Genomic DNA, 24732 nt, shown 5'->3' on the forward strand with positions numbered 1-24732 from the left:
GACGGACTCGCTGCGTCAGCTCTGACGGTGCGCGGCGAACAGGTCCAGCGCGCCGGTCGCTTCGATCGCGTCTGATGTGCGGCGCAGCATCTCCACCAGCAACTGTTTGCCGTAGTCGTCGGTGTTTTCATATTGCATGAATGCGAGCCCGGGCAGCATCAGGTTAAAAGCGAGAGCGATCCGGTACTGCCGCCACGCGCGCTCATAGTCGTAATCGGTGACCCCGAGCGCGGCGAGCGTGTCGACATAGCGGCGCACGAGCCCTTCATCGTTTCCGCGGCGCACCTCCACGGGAAGGCTCTGCGCGACGAGGTAGGCGACATCCACGATCCCCGCCTGCTGCGCAACCGTCTGGAAATCGATCATCAAAAGCCCGCCGTCCGGCAGCAGGAAAAGGTTGTCGGCGCGCAGCTCACCGTGAACGATCGTGCGCGGCGTCGACAGCTCGGCGACGAAGGTCGGCAACAGCTCGCTCCACCGGTCACCGAATTCCTTGACCTCATCGGCCACGACCGGGAGCTCGCGCGCGGACTGCCACGATGTACCGAAGAACTGCGCGAACTGGCCGTAGACGGCGGCCGCTCGCTCGCTGTCGAGCGGCGGAAAGCGATCGGCCAGACCTTGTAGCCGGTCGTGATTCCACGACCAGGCGTGGAACTTTGCCAACTCAACGATGGCCGTCTCGGCCCGCTCGAGTGTCAGGCCCTTGAGCTGGTTGGCGGGCTCAAGGCCGGAGAGATCCTCCAGCACCAGCACGAAATCAGTCGAGTCGGGCGCGATCTCGGCGACATAGGACGTCGGCACGCGAACCGGGACATCTCTGGCGAGCTCCGCATAGAACGTGACCTCGCGAACGTAGGCGCCGATGCCCTCGAGCAGCTGTCGAACCGGTCCGCCCACCGGAAGCTTGACGACGACCGAGGCCGGCACTTCACCCGGGCCCTCCAGTTCGAGGCGGTATATGGCGGTTGAGTAGCCCACCGGAATGCGGCTGCGGGACTTGATGGTGGCTTGTTGACCTAGCGCGGCGGACAGCCAGGTGCCGTCGAGTTCCTCGATTGTCCGCGGGATGCTCATCCGCGAGACTCTAGAGATAGGTCGTCTAGACGTCAAGTTCGATTATTGTCTGGGAGCGGTTGCGCATACTGCATCGCGCATCGGTGACTCACGCGCAAATACCGTCGCAGACAAGGCTTCCCGCATTGGAGATGCGAGCGAAATTACCGGCACATTGCCCTCGGCCGGCACCGAGACTTAGCGAACCTAGATTCTAGACACTGAGTATGACCACATGTTACTGTGCCTCCCGTCACACAGATGGTCGAGTACAGCGCGCCGACGCCGGCCCCGCTCGAAGTAATCGCCGACCGGCCCCTGGATGACGGCGAAAGTTGGGACCTCCGGCGAAAAGTGAGGAGACACAGATGAGCAAAAAGATCGAGACGGCGCTGCCGTTTGACAACCACCGCGACACACCCATGCCGCTCGTGGCCGAATTCACCAAGGCCATGGCTGCGACCCAGGTCGTGGACTACCTGTGGCTGTGGGACGAGCTGTCTGGATGGTTTCCGGGGAACCTCTGGCGGCCAGAAAACACACCTGCGGCGTCGTTCATCGATGCGAACTCCACGTACGACCCCTTCGTGCAGGCGGCGTACGCCTTGGCGGCAAACCCCACGATGGGCGTTCGGCTCTCCACGGACGCGATCCGTTCGGCGCCCGCTGAGCTCCTGCGCAAGCTCATGAGCTTGGCGAACTGCACCGAGGGCAAGGTCGTGATCGCGGTGGGCGCAGGCGAACTCCGCCAGTCCAAACCTTTCGGCTACAAGCGCGCCGAGGGCCTCCAGCGCCTCGAGGATCTCCTGAAATTTGTGCGGCGCCTCTACGACGAGCCCAAGCCGTGGACTGAGGAGGGCAACTTCTGGCACTACAAGAACGCCACGATCGGCACCCAGCGCCCGGTCAACCGACCGGAGTTTTGGGCCCTCGGTGGCGGTCCGATCCTGCTTGACATCGCGGCGCGGTACGCGGACGGCTTCGAAGCCGCGACGCCGCAGTCCATTCGAACTCCCGAGGAGTTCGCCGAGACGGTCAAGGCACTGCGCGACAACGTCGCAGGCTACGGCCGCGACCCCGACGCTTTCGGCTTCGGCATCTGGAATATCTGTGTTTGCCACGACGACGAGGACGGCATCAACGAGGTCCTCTCCAATCCGCTGGTGAAGTACTTTGCGGGACAGTTCGGACGCGTCGACTCCGACAGGTGGGCCGGGGAGGGCGAGTCGTCGGTCATGCCCGCGGGCTGGAACTACGCGATGAAGTGGGCGCCATTCGAGCAAAGCGACGAAGAGATCCAACGGATTGTCGATCAGGTATCGCCGTCGATGGTGCGAAAGTCCTACCACGTCGGCACGCCGGCGCAGCTCCGCGAGCTCAACGAGCGATTCATCGAGGCCGGGGCAAGCTTCATCGGAATGCTCGACATGACTCCGCTCGCCCTGGGCCCCGAGCAAGCTCAAGAATCCGTGCGCCGCCACATCGAGATGTTCCAAGGCCTGAAGGGCTAGGGCATGTCTGTGTGGCGCGGTTGTCGAGACGACGCCGGCACCGCGTGACAAGACGGACCGAACCGGAAGGATAAGGGCGTAGGTGTCATTCAAGGTGCAGCGGGCGATGGCCCTCAGCGGAATCCCGCTGATCGTCTTGACTTTCGCCGGCTACCTGCTGGCGGGCTTACTGCCGGTGCCTCCGGGGGCAAACCTGACCGCCGGGCAGATCGCGGAGTTCTACAGCACGCACACCACCATGTCCCGGCTCGGTTTTCTGCTGGCCGCCAGCGGATTGGGCTTTCTCGCACCGCTCGTCGCGCTGATCAACACCCAGATGAAGCGTATTGAGGGCGTGCCGGAGGCGCTGGCGAACCTGCAGCAGGTCGCGGGGACCTGCGTGGTGATCGTCGCCTTCGTTCCGGAAATCATCATGAACGTCGCCGCATTCCGGCCTGACCGCGACCCGGTAGTGACCCAGGCGATCAACGACCTTGCGTGGCTGGTTCTCATCACCCCGATTGTGGTGTTCGTGCTGCAGGAAGTACCGATCGCGGTAGCGATCTTCATTGACCGCTCCGACCGACCGGTCTTCCCGCGCTGGGTCGGATACGCCAACTTGTGGATCCCACTCAGCTTCCTGCCGGCCCTCCTGCCCTACTTCGCCAAGAGCGGTCCTGTTGCCTGGCAAGGCATTTTGGTCTTCTACCTCGGCCTCACAACGTTCGGCGCCTGGGTCATCATCATGATGTGGGCACTGCTTCGAGCACTCCGCGAGCAAGCCCTGCTCGAGCAGTCAGCGCCAACGGAACCGGCTCGCGCCTGAGAGCCTCATCTGCGCCGAATCGCTTCCGCTTCGATTCCGGACAATGCCGGATTGCGCTTCGATTCGACTATGCCTGTGATCAAAAACGACGACCGTGCAGGATTCACGGAATTAGCTTCCACCGACGTGGAGATGAACGCCGTCAGCTGCGCCGCCAGCCCGGTCTCATCTGTTTGATACTCGCCCCGATAACAAATTTTTTGGTGTCATTCGGAACCTCCCGATACAGCACACTCTTGGTCGTGAAATCGTGATTGATCGCCGCTCGAGTCAGCTCCGCACGTGTTGCAATGGCCGGGAACATCGCGTCCTCGTATCCATGCTCGCTAACACCGGACGAGCAGCTTACATGATCCGCAGACGCGTGTCATCGGCGTTCGCGGCAGCCGGACGCCCGGGCCTGCAGTTGCCCCGTAATGACATTGCTTGAGGGTGCCACCGTCACATGCGGCATCAGGACATTTGGCGGAATACTTCGGAGGGACGCAGGCGTTGAGGTCAGCGAGTTCGGCCGATTAACACCCTTGGGGAGTCGCATGTCCGTTGAGCGCAACAGCGAACCTACCAAGGTTTGGAACACGGTCGCCTTAAGTTAATTCGGATCATCTAAACTCATGCGCATGTATCGCCGAATCATCCTGAACACGCACGCTCTCTGAACGTGTCTGCTGAGCTGTGTAAGGCGCTGCGGCGGACCTTTCAAATCGGGATGGCAGCGGGACGTTTACTGGTAGGTGTCGTCATCGCGGTCTTAGCCGCACACTGCGGGTCGGCGTACGCGGCCCCAGCGCACGCGATCACACTGACGTTAGTGCGGCACGCCCAGTCGGCGGGCAATGCCTCAGGGTTGATCGACACTTCGACTCCGGGTCCCCACCTGACCCCGCAGGGGTGGTGTCAGGCGGCGCTCGCGGCGGGACCGATGAGCTCGAACCGCTACGACGGCGTCTACGCCTCCACCATGGTCCGCACTCAAGAAACGGCGACACCGACCGCCCAGGCGCTGGGAGAGCCCGTCGAGGCATTGCCGGGCCTGCGGGAGATTGAGGCAGGCGATTACGAGGGCCGGCCCGAGTCCAGCGCGAAAGCATTTATGGGTGTCCTGTCACGGTGGTTGGAGGGTGACCGCAACGCGCGGATCCCGGGCTCGATCGACGGCAACGAATTCCAGACACGGTTCACCGATGCGGTCCAACACATCTACGACAGCAGCGAATTGAACCCCATCGCCTTCTCGCATGGCGGGGCGATCATGCTCTGGGTACTGATGAACGTGCACAATCCCGACAAGTCGCTGTTGACCAGCGAACAGCTGCCGAACCTGGGCCGCGTGGTGGTCACCGGAAATCCTTCCGACGGCTGGACGATGACCGATTGGGATGCCGCCCCTCCGCCATGCTGACCGTGCAACGCAGTCCGAGAAGCGAGGTTCGGCAGTGCAGCCGTTGCTGATCAGGCATGCCTTGCCAGTGCCAAGCGCCAACGGCGGGGGCGCCGATCCCGGCCTGTCAGAGCTGGGGCTTCGCATGGCTGAACGCCTACCGGACGCATTGCGCCGACACCATGTGAGCCGCATCGTCAGCAGTCCCCAACTACGGGCGAGGCAGACCGCCCAACCACTTGCCGGCTCGCTGGATCTTGCTGTCGAGGTCGACGAGAGGCTGGCCGAGTATGACTATGGCTTAGCGGAATACGTTCCGGTCGAGCAGATGCGCGCCGAGGATCCGCTGCAGTTCGCGCGGTTGGTAAGCGGACAATTGCCCGATGGCGTGGACGCAGACGCTTTCAAAGCACGAGTCACCGCGGCCGCAGACCACCTGATCTCAACGGCTGGACGACACGCCAGGGTCGCGGTGTTCGGCCATGGCGGTGTCATCAACGTCCTACTGCAACGCGCTCTCGGCACGCCGAGGCTATTTCCATGCGCCATGGACTACGTATCGGTAAGCCACCTGCGGTATTCGGCCGGGAACGAGCCCACGGTCTTGGGCGTCAACAATATTGAGCATGTTTGGGACCTGTTGCCGCGCTTGAACAAAATCCCGCCGGAGGGCAAAGCTGTGGATTCTCCGCGAAGCAGCAACGTTAGGCTGGCGTGAGCTGTTTCACAAACGCTGGCTTTCGCAATAGTTTATCTACATGATCTATTCATAGGCTGGTGCCCGGCGGGCGCTGGCCTATTTCCATTCAGGTCATGCTCACCGGAAATGCCTCGCGCGCAAGTCCGCCTTGCGTACCTTGCCCAGCGCCGTCCGTGGCAATGAGTCGACCACGACAAGACGTTCGGGTGTCTTTTGCCGCGCCAAACCTGCCGTCTCGAAATACTGCCGTAGCTCCGCAATATCCAGTGCAGCACCGGCTTTCAAAACGACCACCGCGGCCACCACCTCGCCGTAGCGCGGATCCGGCGCGGCCACCACCGCCGCCTCGGCCACCGCGGAATGGCTATGCAGCACATCCTCGATTTGACCGGACGAAATGGTCTCGCCGCCGCGGATGATGACGTCTTTGATGCGGTCAGTGATAGTGAGCCGTCCCCCCGCATCAAGATGGCCGAGGTCGCCCGTCCGAAACCAACCGTCGGCGGTGAAGGCGCCCACATTCAGTGCGGGATCGCGATAACCGACGAACTGGTCGGGCCCCCGGACTACCACCTCGCCGTCCACCCCGGGCGGCTGGCCGGCACCGTCCGAGTCGAGCACCCGCACGGCGCATCCACTCATCGGTGGGCCATCAGTTCCCATCCGCACATCGAGCGGATCGTCGGCGCGCGCGCCGGTCACGGTCGGATGCTCGGTCATGCCGTAGCACCGGTAGGCGACGATACCGGCCGCCGCGGCCTGCCGCCCCAACTCGTCGGTCACCGGCGCGGCGCCGGTGAGAAACTCCCGCAAGGTCGCGAGCTTGGCCGTTACGTCTTGCAGCTGCAGCAATCCGTAGAGATGAAACGGGGCACCCGACGTGCCGGTCACCGCGAATCTCGCGATCAATTCGGCGGCGAGCTCGGGATCCCAGTGATCGAGGAACACCGATCGGATTCCTGACGTCAGCGGTCTCAGCATCGAATTCAGCCCGGCGATGTGACCGGGTGGAAACGTCACCAACTGCACATCGTCGCTGCCACCCGCGAGCAGATCCGGCAACGTGGTCTGCTCCGCAAGCAACGAATTATGGCTGTGCTGTACACCTTTGGGGGCCGATACAGTCCCGGAGGTGTACAGCAGGGCACACACGTCATCCGAGTGCACTGCGGGCAAGGCGTAATCGGCCGAATCGGCGGCGAGTTCCTGCCAGGCGAGGTAGCCCGGTCCGGATTCAGCCGCGCCCACGACAACGACATGGTCGAGAGTCGGAAGCTCCGAATATCCGGCGACTCTTTCCAGATATGCGGTCGATCGGAACCTGGCAGGCATGATGAGCATGCTGGCCCGTGATTCCGCGAGGATGAACTTCACCTCGTTGGGACCGTAGCCGTGCACGATCGGAACCAGCACCGCCCCACACATCAGCACCGCCTGATAGGCAACCGCGCACTCGAATCGGTTGGTCAGCTGAACGGCCACCGCGTCACCGGCACGGAGGCCCAATCGCTGCATGCCGCCCGCGATTGCCAGTGCGGCGTCATGAATCGCAGAGACCGTTACCGTGGTTTCGTTTCCTTCGGCGACGAAAACCACGGGTTTGTCGGCATGTTCGACCGCGGCGCGCTCGAACGCATCGATGCATGTTCTCGACGTATACCAGCCCTGCGCATACCACCTGTCCCGCAGAGCGGTGTAGTCGAATTCCACGGACTCGGCCGTCATCGCCAGTACTCTACTGGCCGCCTCCACAACCGAGTGGTCCACTGCTTCCCTCATCACCGATTCCTCGAGCCAGGTGTTTCACCTCCCCGGCGACGACGCCACAGTCGATCGAGTTCCGGACACCCACGGGATTCACCTGATTGAGCCCCGGCTGCGCAGGTCGGCGATCTTGTCCGGGCTATACCCGTGTTCGAGCAGAACCGATTCGGTGTCCGCACCGAACTCCGGCGCCAGGCGATGCGGCGCCGACGCCGCCCCGCTGACCCGCACCATGGCCGCGGCTTCGCGGACGAACAGCCCGTTGGAATCCCGCACCTGCGCGATCCGACCGATCGCGTGGTTGATCGGATCGCGATGGAACGCTTGGCTATTGCTCTCGGTCTTGGGAATCATGGCGGCCACCCCCGCCGACCGCAGCCGTGTCAGCCAGTCCGCACTGTCTTGCCGCAGGAATAATTCGGAAAGCGTGTCGACCAGTTCGTAGCTGTTCTCCATCCGAAGACCATGCGACGCGAATCGCGGATCATCGAGAATGGTTACATCCAAAGCCGATTCCAGCCGCCGAATCTCGGCATTGCTCAAAGCCACCACGCACACCCAGCCGTCACGGGTCTCGTAGAGCCTGTCCAACGGGCCGACACCCGTTTGCATCGGATCCAGCAGCTCCGCACCGAGGACGGTGCCGTCGGGCCGGCGAACGACGTGGGCTATGTGCGTCATCGTGGCGTTGAGTTGTGGGTTCTCCACGTAACACCCTGCGCCACCTCGCGTTTGGTGGATTAGCGCCATGAGGATGCCGACCGCACCCGTGAGCCCATTACCGGGATCCTCGTTGCCCAGCGGCCACGACGGCGGGTTGAACTGACCGCCCACCTCATAACCGATTCCGACGTAACCGGACATCAGCGGTGCGAACGACTGTCGCAACGAGTCGGGACCAGTAGATCCCCAGCCCGGGGCGTACAGGTAGACCGCATCCGGATTGAGTTCGTGCACTTGCGCATAGCCGAGACCGACTCGATCCGCGGCGCCGGGTCGCATGTTGTGCAGGACCACATCGGCCCATTTGAGCAGCCCGTCCCTCGCCGCGTGCAGCTCGGGGTCCTTGAGATTCAGCGAAATCGCACGCTTGCCGGCCGATGCCGATCTGAACGGACGCTGGATTCCCCGCAATTGGTCGCCCAGCGTCGTCTCGAGCTTGATGACATCGGCACCGAGGTCGGCGAGCAGCCGCGAGCTGAACGGACCAGCGTAGTAGGCCCCGGCGTCGAGCACGCGAACACCGTCCAGCAGGGTCGCTCCGTCATCCCCACGAGCGGTTACCACCGGACGTTCGCGACCGGAAAGCGCCGTCTTCCAATCACTGTCATGCTGTCCGGCGGTCGGCGCACCGGCGGATGGACGATGCTCCAAGCCCTGCAGGCGAATGGCCGGGGCGACCTCTTCCACCCGGCCGAGCAGTGGGTCGTCGATGGTGACCACCATCTCGTTGTGCCGCACCTGCGGCTGATCGAAGATCTGACCGGGATGCAGTTCGGGGATGGCGCATACATCGACATCCAGCAGCCGCTTCAACCACACGTCTCGGGGCTGGGTTTCGAAGATACCCGGAAGTTCCTCGAGCACGACCTTGCGTTCTTCCTCATTGAGGGGAAGGCGCATGTCCGAGCCGTCCTCGGCGATCCCAACGCGGTTGTCCAGTCCCAACTCTCGGATCAGGCGCCCGAATGCGCCCACCGCTCCGGTGTGGACACCAAGGTATTCGTCGTCCCCGCAGCGAAACGAGCGGGAGATCAGCCTGATGCTGCCGGGCACAACTGGCGGCACCGTGTTGACGTCATCGGCATCCCCCCACAACATGCCGAGATAACTCAATGCACCGTCGACGAGTGACGTCTGGACGTGACGGCCTCTGTTGTCACCAAACCCTCGATACAACGCCGCCAACGACCCGATCACCGCCAAATAGGCCGCGCCGATGCTGGCGAACGGCAGGCCTTCGTAGATCGGAGGCGGTCGCATGCCGACCTGCTCGGCGGTCACCCCGACATAGGACTGGATGATCGCCTCGTGGCCGGGTACCTCGGCCAGCGTGCCGTCCTCACCGAAACCGGAGATCGACGCGTAGACCAGGTGCGGAAATGCCTCGTGAACGCGGCGCCAGTCCACCCCCAGCCGCTCCGCCACACCGGGACGCCAGCTGGTGACAAAGATATCGGCCGACGCCAGCATCGCGAACAAATCCTCACGGCCGGTGTCGGTTTTCAGGTCCAGCTGCACACTGCGCTTCCCGCGGTTGAAGACCGCGTATTCGGTGACCAGTGCCTCGCGGAACGGGTCACCGCCGACAGGCTCGACCCACCAGACGTCGGCGCCGTAATCCGCCAGCAGGCCGGTGGCGCGGGGCCCCGCCAGCCCGCGTGAGCAGTCGACGACCGTGATCCCTTCGAGCGGACCGGCCACGCGTATACCTCCTGATCAAAGGCGAACCGTCAAGTGCCAATGTAGGAAGCGGTCGGCTGCCTGAACAGACCCACGATTGAAAGCGCCCTTTTCCGGGCCGAGACGGTTGGTCGCACCAAAATTCGCCCCTGTCCGACCGCAAACGTTGCTTTCACAGCGGCCGTTGCCCTCGTGATCGATTCCGACCGAAGATTGCCTGGATCACACGAACCCACGGACGCGCTTACGTTCAACGGATTGGACGCGAAAACGTGCAAAGCACACTGCCAGACAGCCTCCCCAACCCCCGGCTCATCATCGGGACCGACGAACTCACCTCGGGCAGCGGCGGCACCTACGAGCACCACTACCCCGCCAGCGGTGAGGTGCAAGCGCTTGTACCGCTCGCCGGCGCAGGTGAGGTCGACGCCGCGGTAGCCGCGGCCCGCGCTGCGTTTCCCGCGTGGCGCGACCTCGACCTCAACCGTCGCCGAGACATTCTGCAGACCATCGCCGGCAAGATACTGGCCGACCAGCAGCGCTTTTCTGCGATCGCCACCTACGAGATGGGCACCCCCAATCTGTTGGCCGGACCAGCCGCACAGATTGCCGCCGACTGGTTCAGCTACTACGCCGGGTGGATCGGCAAGTCCGGGGGCGAGGTCATTCCCGTGCCGGCGGGCGACGCCTTCGACTACGTGCGGGATGAGCCGCTGGGCGTAATCGCGACGGTCATCCCCTGGAACGGCCCGCTGGTTTCGATCGGGATGAAGATCGCGCCCGCGCTGGCCGCGGGCAATTGCGTGGTGCTCAAACCGCCGGAGAACGCCCCCTTCACGGCGCTTCGGTTCGCGGAGATCGCCGCGGAGGCGGGCCTGCCGCCCGGTGTGCTCAACATGATCCCGGGCGACGGCCAGGCGGGCGCCGCGCTGTGCACCCACCCCGGCGTCGACAAAATCACGTTCACCGGCGGCGGCGAGACGGCACGCAAGGTGCTGGCGGCGGCGGCCCAAACGCTGACCCCGGTCGTGCTGGAGCTCGGTGGCAAGTCCGCGAACATCGTCTTTCCCGACGCCGACCTGGATGCCGCAGCGACGATGGCGATCGGCGCCGGCCTCGTGACGCTGTCGGGCCAAGGATGCATGCTGCCGACCCGCCTGTTGGTCCACACCGACGTCTACGAAGATGTGGTGTCCCGGGTCGTCGGCGGCGCAAAGCTTCTCAGTGTCGGTGACCCCTGGGAGCCCACCACGGTCATGGGGCCGCTGGCCACCGCCGAGCAGCTGCAACGCGTCAGCCAGGCCGTCGCGGGCGCCGCCGACGGGAAGGCCGGGCAATTGCTTTGCGGCGGCGCCCAACCGGACGGGCTCGTCAACGGTTATTACTACTCGCCCACCGTGTTTGGAGACGTCGACCCCGCCAGCGACCTCGCCCAGAAAGAAATCTTCGGCCCCGTCCTCAGCATCCTGCGTTTCGGTTCGGAAGAAGAGGCCGTCGAGCTGGCCAACAACACGCAGTATGGCCTGGCCGCGTACCTACACACCCGAGACCTGCGGCGTGCACACGTTCTCGCGGCCGCCCTCGACTCCGGTGGTGTGGCGGTCAACGGATTCCCGATCGTGCCTTCGGGCGCGCCGTTCGGGGGCGTGAAGCAGAGCGGTTTCGGTCGCGAAGGCGGCATTTGGGGACTGCGCGAATTCCAGCGAACCAAAAACGTCTACATCGGTCTGCAGTGAGAGGAAACAATGGGCAGGGTTGAGAACAAAGTCGTCTTCATCACCGGCGCTGGTATCGGACAGGGTCGCTCGCACGCGCTGCAGCTGGCCAATGAAGGCGCCGACATCGTCGCCGTCGACGTCTGTCGCCAAGCAAGTGACAAGGTGCGCTATGCGTATGCCACCGAGGCCGATTTGGAGGAAACGCGCAAGTTGGTCGAGAACGCCGGCCGGCGCTGCCTGACGGTCGTCGCGGACGTCCGTGACGCGAGCGCGATGAAAGGTGCTGCAGGACAGGCTATTCGCGAATTCAACCGCATCGACGCCGTCTGCGCCAATGCCGGTGTTTGCACCTTTCACAAAGAAGGCTCGTTGAGCATCACCGAGGATCTCTACGACCTCGTCGTGGACACCAACCTCAAGGGTGTGTGGAACACCATTCAGGCGACGGCGCCGCACATGATCAACGGCGGCACGGGCGGATCGATCGTGATCACGAGTTCCGCGGCCGGCATCCGCGGACAGGTACCCTACGCCCATTACGTGGCCAGCAAGCACGGAGTGGTGGGCCTCATGAAGGCATTCGCCAACGAGCTTGCGCCCCATCGTATTCGGGTCAACACGATTCACCCCACGGGCGTACTTACCGCGATGGGCGGCGATCCAAGCGCCTACGAGTGCGCGGTCCCGCAGCCATTGTTCGTCTCGGGTGCCGCCAATATGCTTCCCGACTTGGACAGTCCCGCCGACCAGCCGTACTCGGCCATTCCGATTCTCACGCCCGAAGAGATCTCCAAGACGGTGTTGTTCTTGATTTCCGACGACGCCCGCTACATCACCGGCGTCCAATTGCCGGTAGACGCAGGCAATGTCAACAAGCCCTGATTTCCCACATACGTCTAGCTGAGAGGCACCTATGACGACGTTCGACGAATGCAAGATGACGGCTTTCGACCACCACTCCCCGGACTACGCCGAAAATTCGCGGTCGATCAACGCCAAGCTGCGTGCGCAGTGTCCGGTCGCGCATACCGACGCGCACGGGGGCTTCTGGGTGATCAGCCGCTACGACGAGGTAGTAGCCGCCGCGAAGAACGACGAGACGTTCGCATCGGGGCACACCGTGAACGGGATCAGCCCGCTTGGCGTCACAATCCCTTCGTCACCCGTTCCGATGTTCCCGATCGAGATGGACGCCCCCGACTATCTGCCCTACCGCAAATTGCTCAACCCGTTCTTCTCCCCCGCGGTGAGCAAGACCTGGGAACCGCGCGTCGCTCGGTGGGTCGACATCTGTCTGGACCAAGTGGTCGAGAAGGGATCATTCGACATCGTCGACGATCTCGCCAACCCCGTCCCGTCGCTGTTCACCTGTGAATTCCTGGGCCTGCCGATCGAAAACTGGCGGGACTACGGCGAAGTCCAGCACGAGATCATCTATACGCCCCCTGAACAGCAGGGAAGCGTCCTGCAGCGATACCTGGAAGTGCTGGGCCGCGTCTACGCGATCATCGAAGAGACACGTAAGTCACCCGGAGAGGGCCTCATCGGTGAACTCGTGACCGCGGAGATAGACGGCCAGCCCGTCCCCACCGACATGGTGTTCTCTATGGTCAATCTGGTCATGGCGGGTGGATTCGACACGACGACCGCTGTGACAGCGAACGCCCTCATCTACCTCGCCGATAATCCGCAGGCGCGTCAACAGCTCATCGACAATCCCGACATGATCCCGCAGGCGTGCGAGGAATTTTTGCGGTATTTCACCCCGCAACAAGGGTTGGCCCGCACCGTCACGAAACCGGTAACCGTCAATGACGTCGAGTTGCAAACCAACGATCGGGTGCTCCTCAGCTGGGCATCGGCCAACCAGGATGAGACGGTCTTCGACAACCCAGACGAAGTGATTATGGATCGGTTCCCGAATCGGCACACCACATTCGGCATCGGCATCCACCGATGCATTGGCTCGCACATCGCCCGGATCGAGTTGAGCACGATGGTGAGTCGTGTGCTCGCGCGGATGCCCGATTATCGCATCGATCATCAAGCGGCCAAGCGCTATCCGACCATCGGCATCATCAACGGTTGGATCAACGTGCCGGCAACGTTCACGCCCGGTAAAAGGTTGAGCAGCGACTTGTTGCCGGGAGCCTAGCCCCTACTTGGCGGTAAATCCGCCGTCGAAGGGGATCACCGCTCCGGTCAGTGCTTTGCCACTGGGCCCGACGAGCACGAGCAGGAACTGCGCGACGTCACCGACGTTGGCCAGGTTGCTCATTAGTGGCCCGCCGGAAAGCTTCACGGCTTCGTGCAACCGCGCCAGCTGGTCGTCGGTGAGGTTGCCGTACTCGACCGGCTCCATCCCACCCGGACAGACACAGTTGGCTCGTATCCCGTAGGGCGCGTAATCGACAGCGATCGTTCGGGTCATCGACACCAGACCGCCCTTGGCGGCCGCATAGGCACTGCTGCCTTTGAAGCCCACCAGCGCCACCATCGAGCCGATATTGACGATCGCCCCGTCGCGGCGTTCGATCATTGACGGCAGAACGGCTTTCGCGAAGAGGAACGGACCGGTGAGGTCGACCGCCAAGAAGCTGTCCCACTCCTCGAGCGGCGTCTCATGCAACGGGTAGGGCGCGGCGTGCAGCCCGGCGTTATTGATCAAGATGTCCACGCCGCCGAACCGCTCGACGGATTGCGCAGCCGCCCGGGCCGCGGTGTCGGGGTCGGCTACGTCACCAGGCAGGACGAGCGCGCACCCACCCTCGGATTCGATGGCGGCCGCCACCTCTTCGAGTTTCTCGGAACGTCGGCCGACGAGCGTCACGGCGGCGCCTTCGCGCGCAAACAGCGTGGCGGTGGCGGCACCGAGACCCGTACCAGCCCCGGTGATGACGGCGACCTTGCCGTCGAGTTGTGTCACAGAGCCAGGGCGGCCGGATCGATACCGCGCTGCTTGAGCCACTTGGGAAGCAGAATTTCGTCGACCTCCCGGCCGCAGGCTGGCGCGAGCTCCGCGAGATGCTGCGCCATCGATGCGCTGACGTTCAATGACCCGTAGCTGCCGTCGAAAACGATGATCTTGTCGCTACCACCCACCTCGATGGCGCGCTGAACAGCCGCGGGCAGGTTGTCGGCCACCTCGGCGCGCTTGAAGAACAGAGGGTTGGCGAAGTCGTGGCGCAGGGCCAACGCCATATCCGGGTTGGCGACGATTGTCGGGCAGATCAGGGTCAGGCTGGTGAAGTTCAAGCCGATCAGCGCCTGGTTGACCACCGCGGCTTTGATGGACTCGGATAACCCAGCGCCCATGGCGCTTTCGATCGCCACGTCGTCTTCGACGCGATCGAGGTCGAACCAGTCCACCTTGTTGTAGAAGAGGTGGCCGAAGATCAGTCCGCCGGCGTGAATGTAGTAGGGCCACTTGCCGCCGTCGATGACCGCGACGCAGTCCTGGATCGACCGGAACAGGGCCAGCATTTTTCCGTAGGACGCCAAGATGTTGGCCGTTAAGCGGTTTCCGACGGCGTCGAGATCGTTGTCCGCGTCGACGCTCAGCACGCCGTCGGGTGAGGTCATCAGCGTGGCCGTAAAGGCGAGTTTCGAACGAACGAATTCCGAGTCTGCGATGGCCCGCCCGATGAAGTTTCCGCTGCGCGGACCCATGGTGATGTGAAAGACCGACCGGGTCTCCATGCGCGCGTAGGACATTCCGAACGGTTTGGTGATCCGGTCGATGGCACGGTGCAGGTAGATTTCGCGGGGATCATCGTAGTGCGCGTGGATGATCCAGTCGCCGTCGTAGACCTTGCGAAGGCCGTAGAGCGTGCCCATCGCCGTCTCGACGGCGATCCCTTGATCCATGGGGGTGGCACCACGCACCTTGCCGTCGAAACGCTCGGCGAGCCCGTAATATTCGATGATCTCGTCGGGCTCCTTGGCACCGAGCCAGGCGATCACCACTAGCCGGACGTTCGCCCCACCGGTGCGTTGTCGAATGGAGTCCTTGATTGCGGTCAGCATCTCGGCATAGGCGTGGCCGCCGAGCATGCCGAAACCGTGTTCGGAGCACAATAAGTTGACCGTGTCGGAGGGCTTGATCATCGACATGTCGACGCCGGCAAGCGCCCTCTCGGTCGATGCGCGCACCGCCGACACGTCCGGGCCGCCGGTGTAGATCGCCTCGGGAATGTCGGGAAACAGGTCGCGAACCTTCACCGACACGATGCCCGCGAGGTCGCGTCCGCGTTGTGTTTGGGTTGGCGGCCCGTAGACCGTCGGCATCACGGCGGGGGGCTCTGCGGCGGGGTAGGTCAGCGCGTCAGCGGTCACGACCGAACACCTCATTTTGTCGTTCGCGGGCGGCGGCCTGTTCGCGGCGCAGTGCGAACAGCGGGTAGCGATCCGCCGCGTCCTCGGGGATGTCGAGCAACACGTGGTCGGTGTCATAGCGACGCAGGTGTTGCTTGTCTTGCTGCACTTCGCCGTGGCGGGCCTCAAGGATGCGGCGCATCGGCACGCTGCAGTACAGCAGGCAACCGGACGCTGCCCCGGTGGCCAGCGCGAGCTGTTCGTAGGTGTCCGCCCCGCCCAGCGTCGCGGCGGCGAGTTCCTTCACCTTGGTGGAACTACACAGGCATGCCATCTGATTGGGATCGAGGCCCGCCTGCTCGCACAAACCGTTCACATCGGCGGGGTCAAGGTCCTTCACGTTCGTTCCGACAGTATGGGATTCATCTAGTTCGGCGATCAAGATGGCATCGTCGTTGCAGACGTCGATGCAGCGGAAGCAAGCGATGCAGGCGGAATCCTCGACCGCTGCCAGTGCTTTGTTGCGTGGACCAATCATGGAGATGGCGCCGGTGGGACAAATGCGCTCACAGCGGTAACAACCTGTGCAATTTTCATCGACGATTTCGACGACCTGTTTGATGACCTTCACGAGCCCTCCCTGCGGCGGCGACTCTTCTGATGCTAGGAACGCGGTGGACGGCAATTCAACAGGCGCGGCAGCTCAGTGGTGAAAAGCGGACTCTCAACTCGCTGGAGTCACCAGTTCTTTTCGCGCGACTTTCCCCATGGCGTTGCGCGGCAGCCCGCCAACAACGAACTCGTCGGGCACTTTCCCGTGTGACAGCAAGCTTTGTGCTTGTCGGCGCAACTCGGCTGCATCCAGCGAAATACCCGGGCTGGGTTCGGCGAATGCGAGAATGCGTTGGCCCAGCCGCGCGTCGGGCGTGGCCACCACGGCGACGTCACGGACTCCGGGAAGCTGACCGAGCAGGCTTTCGATCTCGGCGGCATTAACGTTGACGCCACCCCGGACGATGACGTCGGCTCGACGCGCGGTGACATGAATCGCGCCATCAGTGTCAACCCATCCGTAATCGCCTGTGCGAAAGGACTTCTCGTCAAGAGTAGTGCGGACCAAACCGTTCTCAGTCCACCTGCCCATCGCCGGGCGATAGAGGTCGGCCCACTTTCCGCTGTCCGCCGCGGACACCAGCAGTTCCCCCTCCTGCCCCTCGGTCAGGCGACGGCCGTGATCGTCGCACGTGCCGACCGCCAGATGCGGCAACGGTGTACCGCTGGCACCGGGAATGTGGGATGCGTCGGGCTTCTCGGAGCAGACGACACCGGGCGCCTCGGTCATGCCGTAGGTGCCAACCAGTCGAACACCGAACTTTGCCTCAAAAGCCGCACGCAGACTTTCCGTGAGTCCCGCGGCTCCGGTGCCCGCGAAGCGCAAGGACGACAACATCCCGGGCGCGATCGCGTCGTCGTCGTGGACCAGATCGTAGATCGTGGCGGGAACCAGCGCGTTCAGCAGGCTGAGCCGGCGGTCACGACACGCGGCGGCCACGCCGGCGGCGTTCATTCGGTCGACTGCCACGCACGTTGCGCCGGCGAAGAGTGCGGGCAGCGCGCCAACGGCCATCAGGTTGTGGATGCTCATCGGAAGGATCACGCCCACCCGGTCGCCGGCGCACAACTGCGTCTCGGCGAGGACCGCGGCAACCAGGGACACCGCTGCCCTGTTGTGTACGATTGCTTTCGGCGTTCCGGTCGTTCCACTCGAAAAGCCAATGGCGCACGGGAAAGTCAGGTCCGGTGGTGTGTACGGGGCTTCCGCGCGACGCTGCCGCAATTCTTCCAGTTCCACGACGCGGCCGGAGGCCGGCGTCGACGACACAACCTCCGAGGTGACGACCACCGTGGGCGTTACCAGCGAGCACTGTCGATCACGCTCGGCCTGCGGCGCGGCGGGATTGATTCCGACCCAGATCGCGCCTGACAACGCACACGCGAGGTAAAGCTCAACGGAGGCCGACGAGTTCGGCAGCATGACCGCTACCCGGTCACCGGCCGACACACCTTCGCGCGCGAGCGCACCCGCAAGTCCCCGGACGGATGGCCCCAGTTCCGAGTAGCTGACGGACCTTTCGGTGTCCTCCACGGCGACGCCGACGACATCGGACCGGCCCAGCAAGGACAGGATGTCCGGCGGCTCCATTCCCGGAAAGCCGGTCAACGCCACCGCCATTCGGGATCTCGCTTCTGCAGGTACGCCTCGCGTGCCTCGGAGCTGTCCTCGAACGTCAGGAGCCGGTTCGTGTAGTCCTGCTCGGTGCGGTACCCCTCTTTGAGGGGCATGAACTCGACGCGATTCATGGATTCCTTGGCCAACCGCAGAGCGATGGGGCTCTTGGCCGCCAACTTTCGGGCCAGATCGAGCGCGGTGGGCATCAGCTCTTCGGCCGCAACGACCGACCGGACGGCGCCCAGCCGGTACATCTCGGCCGCCGGGACCTTCTCGCCGAGGAAGAACATCTCCCGCGCCTTGTGGCGCCCCACCATCAGCGACAGCTGCGAACTCGCGCCCAGCAGACCGACATTGATCTCGAGCGCCCCGAAAGAAGCGTGGTCGGCCGCCACGATCATGTCGCAGCACGCGGCGAACGCGAGTCCCGCGCCGATCGCGGGACCGTTGATCGCACCAATCACCGGAACCGCGCAATCGGTGACGGACCACATCGCCTCGCGCGCGACCAGACCGGGGTCGGTGATGTGGGTGGGTGATTGCTGATCGAGCGCGCCGACCGCGTCGAGGTCGGCGCCGCCCATGAACGCCCGCCGGCCGGCCGCGGTGAAGATCGCCGCCCGCACGTCCTTGCGGCCACTGAGTGAAAGAAACACGTCGCGGATCTCGGCCAGGGCCGCTCTATCAACGGCATTGACCGGCGGCCGGGCCAGCGTCACCGTCGCGACGAAATCGCGGACCTCGACGGTCACGCATGATTCCGGTGTGCTCATGACTTCACCTCCCGGTCAACCGAATACAAAATCGACAGTGTCCCGCAGATTCGCATGCCGCGACCCACCCACACCGCTAGATCAGCTCGAGGATCGTCGCGTTGGCCTGTCCGCCGCCTTCACACATGGTCTGCAAACCGTACCGAATACCATTGTCGCGCATGTGATGCACCAACGTGGTCATGATCCGTGCCCCGCTGGCCCCCAACGGATGTCCCATGGCGATGGCGCCGCCGTTCGGGTTGAGCGCCTTGTGGTCCGCGCCGGTTTCGGCGAGCCATGCGAGCGGTACCGACGCAAAAGCTTCGTTGACTTCGAAGGCCCCGATCTGATCGATGGTCAGACCGCTGCGTTTCAGCGCCTTCGCGGTCGCCGGGATGGGCGCCGTCAACATCAGGATCGGGTCGTCGGCGGCGAGCACGGCCGTGTGGATCCGTGCGACCGGGTCGAGACCGAGCTGGTGCGCCTTCTCGCTGGTGGTCATCAACAGGGCGGCCGATCCGTCACTGATCTGCGAGCTGTTTCCCACGGTGATCTTGCCGTCCTCCTTGAAGGCCGCGCGCAGTCGTGCCATCGCGTCGAGCGACCCATCCCGCCGTACGCCCTCATCCCGCACGACCCAGGGAAAGCCGTCCTCGGCCGGCACCGGCACGGAGACAGGAAAGAATTGCTGGTCGAACCGGCCTTCGTCATGGGCATCCGCGGCCCTCCCGTGGGATTCGAGCCCGAACTCGTCGAGCTGGGCGCGCGAGAGTCCCCAGCGTTCGGCGATCATCTCCGCACCCAATCCCTGATGAGGAGCCAAATCGCCATACCGGCACCGAAAACCCTCGCCATAAGGCCACTCACCATCGGCCGACGACCCCAGCGGGACGCGGCTCATCGACTCCACCCCCCCTGCGATGACAACGTCATACTGTCCACTGATCAGGCCTGCCGCCGCGAAGTGCACGGCCTGCTGCGAAGAACCACACTGGCGGTCGACCGTCGTTCCCGGCACCCACTCCGGCCAGCCAGCCCCCAGCACGGCGTTGCGCGCGATATCCAACGCCTGTTCGCCTACCTGGCTGACGCACCCCCACACGACGTCGTCGACGTAACCCGGATCGATGCCGGCGCGTTCGACGAGGACGTTGAGAACGATGCCGGACAGATCGGCGGGCGCGATCGTCGACAGCCCGCCGTTTCGCTTTCCGACCGGGGTCCTGACGGCTTCGACAATGACCGCATCGCGCATCTTGGCACTCCTTGCCAGCTGGGAAAGTCTCGTAGCAGCCGCTATCCGCCGCCACGGTATCGGCGGCTTTGCGCGCTTGACCAGTGCTGCCGCTGAAAATGAGCTTCCTGCCAGAACGTGAATCGAGGATCCGGCGCGCTCCGTTGACGGCCACCTCATGCAAGTCGGGGCCCGTAGGCTGTGGCGCGGCTTACCCTGGTAGCGACTGTCGGAGATTGGAGAAGACAATGGCGTCGGCGATCGACTCTGAGCCGCAGTCCGGGCACGGCATGGCGAACGACGGGGTCGACGAACCGCCGACCAACCAGGCCACGCCGGGCAGTACCCAACCTGTCGCTGTCGCCCGCGAGCACGCAACCATACAAAAGGCCGAAACCGAACGCGACAGATTGCTCGCCGCGGCCATGGAGGTGCTGCAGCGCAGCGGTTGGTGGGGTTTCAAAGTCGAGAGCGTGCTGCGCCAAGCGGGCCTGTCAACGCGTAGCTTTTATCGACACTTCGAGAAGAAAAGCGACCTGCTGCTCGCGTTGCTGGAGTTTGAACTTGGCGGCGCGACCGTAAACCTGCGCCGCGTGACAGCCGCGGCCGACACGCCGTCGGAAAAGGTCCGCGCGTATGTCGCCGCCACCATCGACATGGCCTACCGCGAGGACCTGGCCAAACCGTCATCGCTGTTCGCATCGCACTGGCGGGAGCTCCTACCGGAATATCCCGAAGTGATCGACCGGTGTATCGAGCGTCTGATGTCTCCCCTGGTGGAGGCCATCGAGGAAGGCAAGCATCGCGGCGAATTGCATTCCGACGACCCGGAGGCGGACGCACGAGCCATCTTCTTCTTGGTCGCGGGCATGACGGCTGATCAGGCCAGCCTCGGCGGCTTGACGCCACGCGAGGATTTCGAACACATTGTGATGCCCTTCATCAGCCGCGCAATCGGCCTGCGTTAGGAACGGTTAACCGTGCGTCGCCCTGTCGAGCAACTCACGTTTGACGACCTTGCCAGCGGCATTGCGAGGCAACTCGTCGATAACGTCGATCGCCCTGGGTACTTTGTGCCGGGCAAGGTTGTCGCGAACCATGTTTCGCAGGACCTCGGGTAGCGCTATCGGGTCTGCTCCGGGTTCGAGGACGACGAACGCCGCCAACCGCTGGCCGTATTCTTCGTCGGGCAGGAATGGTGACAACGTGGACATGGTCGTCGAGGTTGAAATCGACGGCGTTGACCGGCAGCGGGTGACGCAGGCCCAACGGCACATGCATCAGCTTCTGCCGGTAGCAGGCACGGCATGCAGACGGCTTCTGAGCAACTCCCAGATCGCATCCGCGTTCAGCGGCTTGCCGGGAGTGGCGGATTCGAACACGCCGAATTTAAGCGTGTGCATCTGGCTGTACTGGTTCTCCAAGCCCATGAAAGCGGTGTCAAGACCGGTGAGCCGCGGAGCGCATCCTTCAGCACCTCACATGTTCGGCCTTTCGTCGGCGTTGACTCCGCGTTACGTGTGCCGCGCCCTTATCACCGCGATCCCACCGCAACGGCGACTTCATGGGAGGTGGTGGTCCGAACGAAGGTCAGAAAGCGGTCGATGGCCTCGACTGTCGCCGCGGTGCGTGGGGACGGCATCACGTCGAAGGAGTGTTGGGCGCCGGGCAGTTCCGCGTATGCCACCGGTGCGAGTGAGACTTCGCGCAGCGCCGTCGCGAAGGCGCGCGCCTGCTCGTGGTTGGTGAACGTGTCGATGCTTCCGTGCAGGACGAAGATCGGCGGCGCGTCGGGCCGAACGTGTGACAGCGGCGAGCCCTGGTCCCAGGTCTCGTACGCTTCGTCTTGCGGGGCTCCGATCACAATCTTGCTCAGAAACTCCTCTTGCTGCGGGGGTGAGTCGCCCGCCCGGTCAAGAAGGTCGTATACCCCGTACAGCGGTACGGCCGCCTGCACCGAGGTGTCGATGTCTTCGAAGCCAGGCTGAAACACGGGATCGTTGGCGGTCAACGCCGCCAATGCGGACAGGTGACCCCCGGCCGAGCCGCCGGTCACCACAACGAAATTCGGGTCCCCACCGTGGTACGCGATTTCGCGCTTCACCCAGGCGATCGCGCGCTTGACATCGATGATGTGGGCTGGCCAATGTGCGGCCGGCGCAAGTGAGTAGTTGATCGCCACACACACCCAGCCGCGCTCCGCCATGTGCGCCATCAGGGGATAGCCCTGCCCCCGTTTGCTGCCCTTCGTCCATGCGCTGCCGTGAATCTGGATCAGAACCGGTGCTCGCGCGTCGAGAGGCAGGTCCTTGCGGCGCCAAATATCGAGGTGGTTGCGGATCCCCGATTCTCCGTAGGACAGATCCTCCTGGTGTAGGTATCGGCGGCGTTCGGTGAAACGCGGAAACCAAATGTCACGCAAGGAAAGTTGCGACTCGGCGAGCAAATTCGGGGACAGCCGCTTTCGGTAGCCCTCGCCCAGCGACATCCGCAGACTTGCCTCGAGAACCTCGGTGGCGCGCAGCCCATCCCAGCGCGCCACCATCAACCGAAACCATGCGGCGAGGGCAACGAGAAGCCCCAGCACGCCCCGCGGATCGCGGAGCGCGCCCCGCCTCACGAGTCTTACGGCCGTGGTCGCTTGCGCGACGATGACGTGCACGGGGAATTCACTGACGACCAGACTCACCACGCTCAGTGGGACGACGCCCGCGGCGGCGGCAAGCCCGGGCATCGGTCGTGCGAGCAGCCGGGTGGGACGTCGGGATCGCGCCACGGCACTGACCAGCGCCCAGACCATGGCGCGACGCAGCAGCGATCGTCCGCTGGACGCACCGCGCTGCCCCGTTGTGTCCGACCCTCGGGACCGCAAACTCATCATCGGCTACCTGTCTAACTATGTAGACTATGCATGAAAGGCCTAAGCTTAGTCACAGTTTGCCAGGAAACCCCAACTTTTAAACGCGTAGGCCGGAAAGCGCAATCGCCCAATCTGAGCGCAAGGGTGTCCCACGGAGACCATTGCATACGGCCAGCCAAGCACACAAACTCGCCCACATTGCATGCAGACTGTACGCAACTTGCGCGTACCTGGAAGTCGCTTCGTTTGAACGACTTTCGCGTAATCAGTTAGAAGGGCTAGCCGTGGCTAACAACGTTCTGATCGACGACGTTGAGATCGAATACAGCGATAACGGAACCGGGTCGCCCATCGTCTTCGTTCACGGCGTCTACGTGACCGGTGCGTTGTGGGATGACGTCGCGGGCCGGCTCTCGAGCGACCATCGCTGCGTGGCACCGACGTGGCCATTCGGCGCGCAACGCGTGCCGGTAAAGCCGGGGGTAGAGGTCGGCGTGGTGGCCGCCGGCCAACGGATCGTGAAATTCCTTGAAGCGCTCGACCTTTCGGACGTGACCTTGGTTGCCAACGACACCGGCGGCGGCCTCGTACTGGCCGCATTGGGCAACCCCGCGCTGGATTTCAGCAGGGTGGCCAGGATGGTGTTCACCAACTGCGACAGCTTCGACCACTTTCCCCCGCCCGGATTCCTACCCCTGGTCAAGGCGTGCAGGCTCAGCACCACGCTGGGTGCGGGCATTCTGCGATTGCTGGCCACCGGACCGGGGCTGAACTATTTCGCCTCCGCGGTAACCCGGCACGGGATCGCCGACGCCCGCCGGCCGGCGATCTTCGGCGGTTTCGCCACCTCCGCCAAAGTTCGCCGAGACGCGGCGCGCCTCAGCGCCGACCTCGACCCCAAACACACCCTGGCCGCGAGCCCGGCCATCGAGGGCTGCAAAAAACCGGTGCTGGTGCTTTGGGGCAACGCGGACAAGCTGTTCCCCATGGCCGACGCCGAGCGGCTCGTCAACGCCTTCCCGCACGCCACACTGCACACCCTCGACGACAGCTCGACCTACGTCATGCTCGATCGGCCCGACGAAGCGGCCGGCGCTATTCGCGCGTTCATCAGTCCGGGCGCGTGAAAGGAGAGCCGCGCTACAAGACGAATTCGCGGTCCCGCATATGCACGGGCACCCGGGGGTCTCGTTCGTGGATTTCGTCCACCGGCAGCGGGGCTTCCGAGAAGACCGGAAGATAGGGCGCCGGATCGACGCCCCAGTTCCAGCGGCCGATTTCGGCGGCCGACCGGCGGCCGGACATGGCGCGCACGAATTCGAAGCGGTCGGCAACGACGCAACGCACCGCGCGGCCGTCGCCGATGATAGTGCCCCACTGCTCGACGGTGACGCGAAGCGGCGGCACGCCCTCGGCGGCCACCCGGTCGGAGAACCGTCCTGACAACTCGTCAAGCGCCACCTTGACCGAGGCGTCGTCCCGCGCGGCGGGGCGATCCAACGCGGTGCGCAAATCGTGTTCGCACATCGCCACGTCGGTGATGTAAAATCCGGCGGCCGTGGGATTTGCGCGGACCACCTCGTCGAGCTTCCCCAACGCCGACTTCGACTCATCCAGGAGTTCTTGCCACGTTTGTGAACGGTCGGCCCGCCCGGGAAGAGGAGGGGTGAACTTGCCGGACTCCGGCGAGGATGCCGCGGTGCCGACGAGGTGAGCTATGACGTCGCGGATGGTGGCGCCCGGGGCCGTGGGCACCGGGGTGTCGGCCGCGTCTTCGGCAACCGAGCTCAACAGCTGGATGACACGGCCGCGGGTCTCGGCCCAAATGGCGCCGTAGTCACGAGCCCCTGCCGGTGTCGTATCCGTTCGCACAGACTCTCCCTCGATCGACTCGATTTGAGGATAGGGATCTGCGAAGTGCCCGTGGGCGATCGTCGGTGCAAATCCTGTTCTCATCTGGCCCGGTCAATTCGGGCCGCAATGGTGAGACGATCGACACAG

The 24732-nt window shown here is 63.9% G+C and carries 21 protein-coding genes and 2 pseudogenes; 9 read left to right on the plus strand and 14 right to left on the minus strand.

Annotation, left to right across the window (positions count from 1 at the left end):
• Nucleotides 1–15: 15 nt before the first annotated feature.
• Complete coding sequence (locus EPN51_RS23240; protein WP_293047374.1) at nt 16–1077, minus strand: phosphotransferase; 1062 nt, start codon at nt 1075–1077, stop codon at nt 16–18.
• 347 nt (nt 1078–1424) lie between these two features.
• On the opposite strand from EPN51_RS23240, the gene EPN51_RS23245 reads away from it, so the two are divergent.
• Together EPN51_RS23245 and EPN51_RS23250 are read left to right on the plus strand one after the other, a co-directional pair.
• On the plus strand, nt 1425–2567 hold the full coding sequence (locus EPN51_RS23245) for an LLM class flavin-dependent oxidoreductase (protein WP_293047376.1): 1143 nt from the start codon (nt 1425–1427) through the stop codon (nt 2565–2567).
• Nucleotides 2568–2649: 82 nt separating this feature from the next.
• Nucleotides 2650–3372, plus strand: coding sequence for a hypothetical protein (locus tag EPN51_RS23250; protein WP_293047378.1), 723 nt, complete (start codon nt 2650–2652; stop codon nt 3370–3372).
• Between the two features lie 142 nt (nt 3373–3514).
• On the opposite strand, the pseudogene EPN51_RS29070 reads toward EPN51_RS23250, so the two are convergent.
• Nucleotides 3515–3688, minus strand: a pseudogene (locus tag EPN51_RS29070) (hypothetical protein); the annotation flags it as partial.
• 393 nt (nt 3689–4081) lie between these two features.
• On the opposite strand from EPN51_RS29070, the gene EPN51_RS23255 reads away from it, so the two are divergent.
• The gene (locus EPN51_RS23255) at nt 4082–4774 is read left to right on the plus strand and encodes a histidine phosphatase family protein (protein WP_293047584.1); all 693 of its coding nucleotides are present in this window, start codon (nt 4082–4084) and stop codon (nt 4772–4774) included.
• A 34-nt stretch (nt 4775–4808) separates the two neighbouring features.
• Nucleotides 4809–5471 carry a histidine phosphatase family protein gene (locus EPN51_RS23260; RefSeq protein WP_293047380.1) on the plus strand — a complete coding sequence of 221 codons (663 nt, stop codon included), beginning with the start codon at nt 4809–4811 and terminating at the stop codon, nt 5469–5471.
• Nucleotides 5472–5570: 99 nt separating this feature from the next.
• On the opposite strand, the gene EPN51_RS23265 is transcribed toward EPN51_RS23260, so the two are convergent.
• Nucleotides 5571–7178, minus strand: a complete 1608-nt coding sequence (locus tag EPN51_RS23265; RefSeq protein WP_293047382.1) for an AMP-binding protein — start codon at nt 7176–7178, stop codon at nt 5571–5573.
• Between the two features lie 132 nt (nt 7179–7310).
• Nucleotides 7311–9641 carry a CoA transferase gene (locus EPN51_RS23270; RefSeq protein ID WP_293047384.1) on the minus strand — a complete coding sequence of 777 codons (2331 nt, stop codon included), beginning with the start codon at nt 9639–9641 and terminating at the stop codon, nt 7311–7313.
• Between the two features lie 251 nt (nt 9642–9892).
• Here EPN51_RS23270 and EPN51_RS23275 point away from each other — a divergent pair, with 251 nt between their 5' ends.
• Genes EPN51_RS23275 through EPN51_RS23285 form a run of 3 tightly spaced genes read left to right on the plus strand, consistent with a single transcriptional unit; the run spans nt 9893 to nt 13493 of the window.
• Nucleotides 9893–11356, plus strand: a complete 1464-nt coding sequence (locus EPN51_RS23275; RefSeq protein ID WP_293047386.1) for an aldehyde dehydrogenase family protein — start codon at nt 9893–9895, stop codon at nt 11354–11356.
• Between the two features lie 9 nt (nt 11357–11365).
• Entirely contained in the window at nt 11366–12220 is an 855-nt protein-coding gene (locus EPN51_RS23280; protein ID WP_293047388.1) for a mycofactocin-coupled SDR family oxidoreductase, read from the plus strand.
• Nucleotides 12221–12251: 31 nt separating this feature from the next.
• Complete coding sequence (locus EPN51_RS23285; RefSeq protein WP_293047390.1) at nt 12252–13493, plus strand: cytochrome P450; 1242 nt, start codon at nt 12252–12254, stop codon at nt 13491–13493.
• A gap of 3 nt (nt 13494–13496) precedes the next feature.
• Here EPN51_RS23285 and EPN51_RS23290 read toward each other — a convergent pair whose 3' ends face one another.
• The 6 genes from EPN51_RS23290 to EPN51_RS23315 all read right to left on the minus strand — a co-directional run bounded on the left by EPN51_RS23290 (nt 13497) and on the right by EPN51_RS23315 (nt 19892).
• Nucleotides 13497–14264, minus strand: a complete 768-nt coding sequence (locus EPN51_RS23290) for an SDR family oxidoreductase (RefSeq protein WP_293047391.1) — start codon at nt 14262–14264, stop codon at nt 13497–13499.
• Nucleotides 14261–15673 (minus strand): hypothetical protein, encoded by a 1413-nt coding sequence (locus EPN51_RS23295; protein WP_293047393.1) that lies wholly within the window; start codon nt 15671–15673, stop codon nt 14261–14263. The genes EPN51_RS23290 and EPN51_RS23295 overlap by 4 nt, the downstream gene beginning before the upstream one ends.
• Nucleotides 15663–16283, minus strand: coding sequence for a 4Fe-4S dicluster domain-containing protein (locus EPN51_RS23300; protein WP_293047395.1), 621 nt, complete (start codon nt 16281–16283; stop codon nt 15663–15665). Before EPN51_RS23300 ends, EPN51_RS23295 begins: the two co-directional genes overlap by 11 nt.
• A 93-nt stretch (nt 16284–16376) precedes the next feature.
• Nucleotides 16377–17885 carry a class I adenylate-forming enzyme family protein gene (locus tag EPN51_RS23305; protein WP_293047397.1) on the minus strand — a complete coding sequence of 503 codons (1509 nt, stop codon included), beginning with the start codon at nt 17883–17885 and terminating at the stop codon, nt 16377–16379.
• Nucleotides 17870–18655 (minus strand): enoyl-CoA hydratase-related protein, encoded by a 786-nt coding sequence (locus EPN51_RS23310; RefSeq protein WP_293047399.1) that lies wholly within the window; start codon nt 18653–18655, stop codon nt 17870–17872. The genes EPN51_RS23305 and EPN51_RS23310 overlap by 16 nt, the downstream gene beginning before the upstream one ends.
• A gap of 76 nt (nt 18656–18731) precedes the next feature.
• Complete coding sequence (locus EPN51_RS23315) at nt 18732–19892, minus strand: acetyl-CoA C-acyltransferase (protein ID WP_293047401.1); 1161 nt, start codon at nt 19890–19892, stop codon at nt 18732–18734.
• Nucleotides 19893–20119: 227 nt separating this feature from the next.
• Here EPN51_RS23315 and EPN51_RS23320 point away from each other — a divergent pair, with 227 nt between their 5' ends.
• Nucleotides 20120–20839, plus strand: coding sequence for a TetR/AcrR family transcriptional regulator (locus EPN51_RS23320; protein WP_293047403.1), 720 nt, complete (start codon nt 20120–20122; stop codon nt 20837–20839).
• Between the two features lie 6 nt (nt 20840–20845).
• On the opposite strand, the pseudogene EPN51_RS23325 reads toward EPN51_RS23320, so the two are convergent.
• The 3 genes and pseudogenes from EPN51_RS23325 to EPN51_RS23335 all read right to left on the minus strand — a co-directional run.
• Nucleotides 20846–21064, minus strand: a pseudogene (locus tag EPN51_RS23325) (acyl-CoA synthetase); the annotation flags it as partial.
• An 87-nt stretch (nt 21065–21151) separates the two neighbouring features.
• On the minus strand, nt 21152–21301 hold the full coding sequence (locus EPN51_RS23330; RefSeq protein WP_293047405.1) for a hypothetical protein: 150 nt from the start codon (nt 21299–21301) through the stop codon (nt 21152–21154).
• Nucleotides 21302–21405: 104 nt separating this feature from the next.
• Nucleotides 21406–22749 carry an alpha/beta hydrolase gene (locus tag EPN51_RS23335; protein WP_293047407.1) on the minus strand — a complete coding sequence of 448 codons (1344 nt, stop codon included), beginning with the start codon at nt 22747–22749 and terminating at the stop codon, nt 21406–21408.
• A gap of 266 nt (nt 22750–23015) precedes the next feature.
• Here EPN51_RS23335 and EPN51_RS23340 point away from each other — a divergent pair, with 266 nt between their 5' ends.
• Nucleotides 23016–23858 (plus strand): alpha/beta hydrolase, encoded by an 843-nt coding sequence (locus EPN51_RS23340; protein WP_293047409.1) that lies wholly within the window; start codon nt 23016–23018, stop codon nt 23856–23858.
• A 13-nt stretch (nt 23859–23871) separates the two neighbouring features.
• Here EPN51_RS23340 and EPN51_RS23345 read toward each other — a convergent pair whose 3' ends face one another.
• Nucleotides 23872–24603: a maleylpyruvate isomerase N-terminal domain-containing protein gene (locus EPN51_RS23345; RefSeq protein WP_293047411.1), complete on the minus strand. Its 732-nt coding sequence runs from the start codon at nt 24601–24603 to the stop codon at nt 23872–23874.
• Nucleotides 24604–24732 lie beyond the last annotated feature (129 nt).

Source organism: Mycobacterium sp. (assembly GCF_004298145.1).
Taxonomy (GTDB): domain Bacteria; phylum Actinomycetota; class Actinomycetes; order Mycobacteriales; family Mycobacteriaceae; genus Mycobacterium.

Excerpts from the sequence above, each read along its gene's own strand:
- EPN51_RS23240 (WP_293047374.1), bottom strand. The coding sequence starts at position 1,077 with ATGAGCATCCCGCGGACAATCGAGGAACTCGACGGCACCTGGCTGTCC.
- EPN51_RS23245 (WP_293047376.1), top strand. The coding sequence starts at position 1,425 with ATGAGCAAAAAGATCGAGACGGCGCTGCCGTTTGACAACCACCGCGAC.
- EPN51_RS23255 (WP_293047584.1), top strand. The coding sequence starts at position 4,082 with ATGGCAGCGGGACGTTTACTGGTAGGTGTCGTCATCGCGGTCTTAGCC.
- EPN51_RS23265 (WP_293047382.1), bottom strand. The coding sequence starts at position 7,178 with ATGACGGCCGAGTCCGTGGAATTCGACTACACCGCTCTGCGGGACAGG.
- EPN51_RS23280 (WP_293047388.1), top strand. The coding sequence starts at position 11,366 with ATGGGCAGGGTTGAGAACAAAGTCGTCTTCATCACCGGCGCTGGTATC.
- EPN51_RS23285 (WP_293047390.1), top strand. The coding sequence starts at position 12,252 with ATGACGACGTTCGACGAATGCAAGATGACGGCTTTCGACCACCACTCC.
- EPN51_RS23305 (WP_293047397.1), bottom strand. The coding sequence starts at position 17,885 with ATGGCGGTGGCGTTGACCGGCTTTCCGGGAATGGAGCCGCCGGACATC.
- EPN51_RS23310 (WP_293047399.1), bottom strand. The coding sequence starts at position 18,655 with ATGAGCACACCGGAATCATGCGTGACCGTCGAGGTCCGCGATTTCGTC.
- EPN51_RS23315 (WP_293047401.1), bottom strand. The coding sequence starts at position 19,892 with ATGCGCGATGCGGTCATTGTCGAAGCCGTCAGGACCCCGGTCGGAAAG.
- EPN51_RS23320 (WP_293047403.1), top strand. The coding sequence starts at position 20,120 with ATGGCGTCGGCGATCGACTCTGAGCCGCAGTCCGGGCACGGCATGGCG.
- EPN51_RS23330 (WP_293047405.1), bottom strand. The coding sequence starts at position 21,301 with ATGGGCTTGGAGAACCAGTACAGCCAGATGCACACGCTTAAATTCGGC.
- EPN51_RS23335 (WP_293047407.1), bottom strand. The coding sequence starts at position 22,749 with ATGAGTTTGCGGTCCCGAGGGTCGGACACAACGGGGCAGCGCGGTGCG.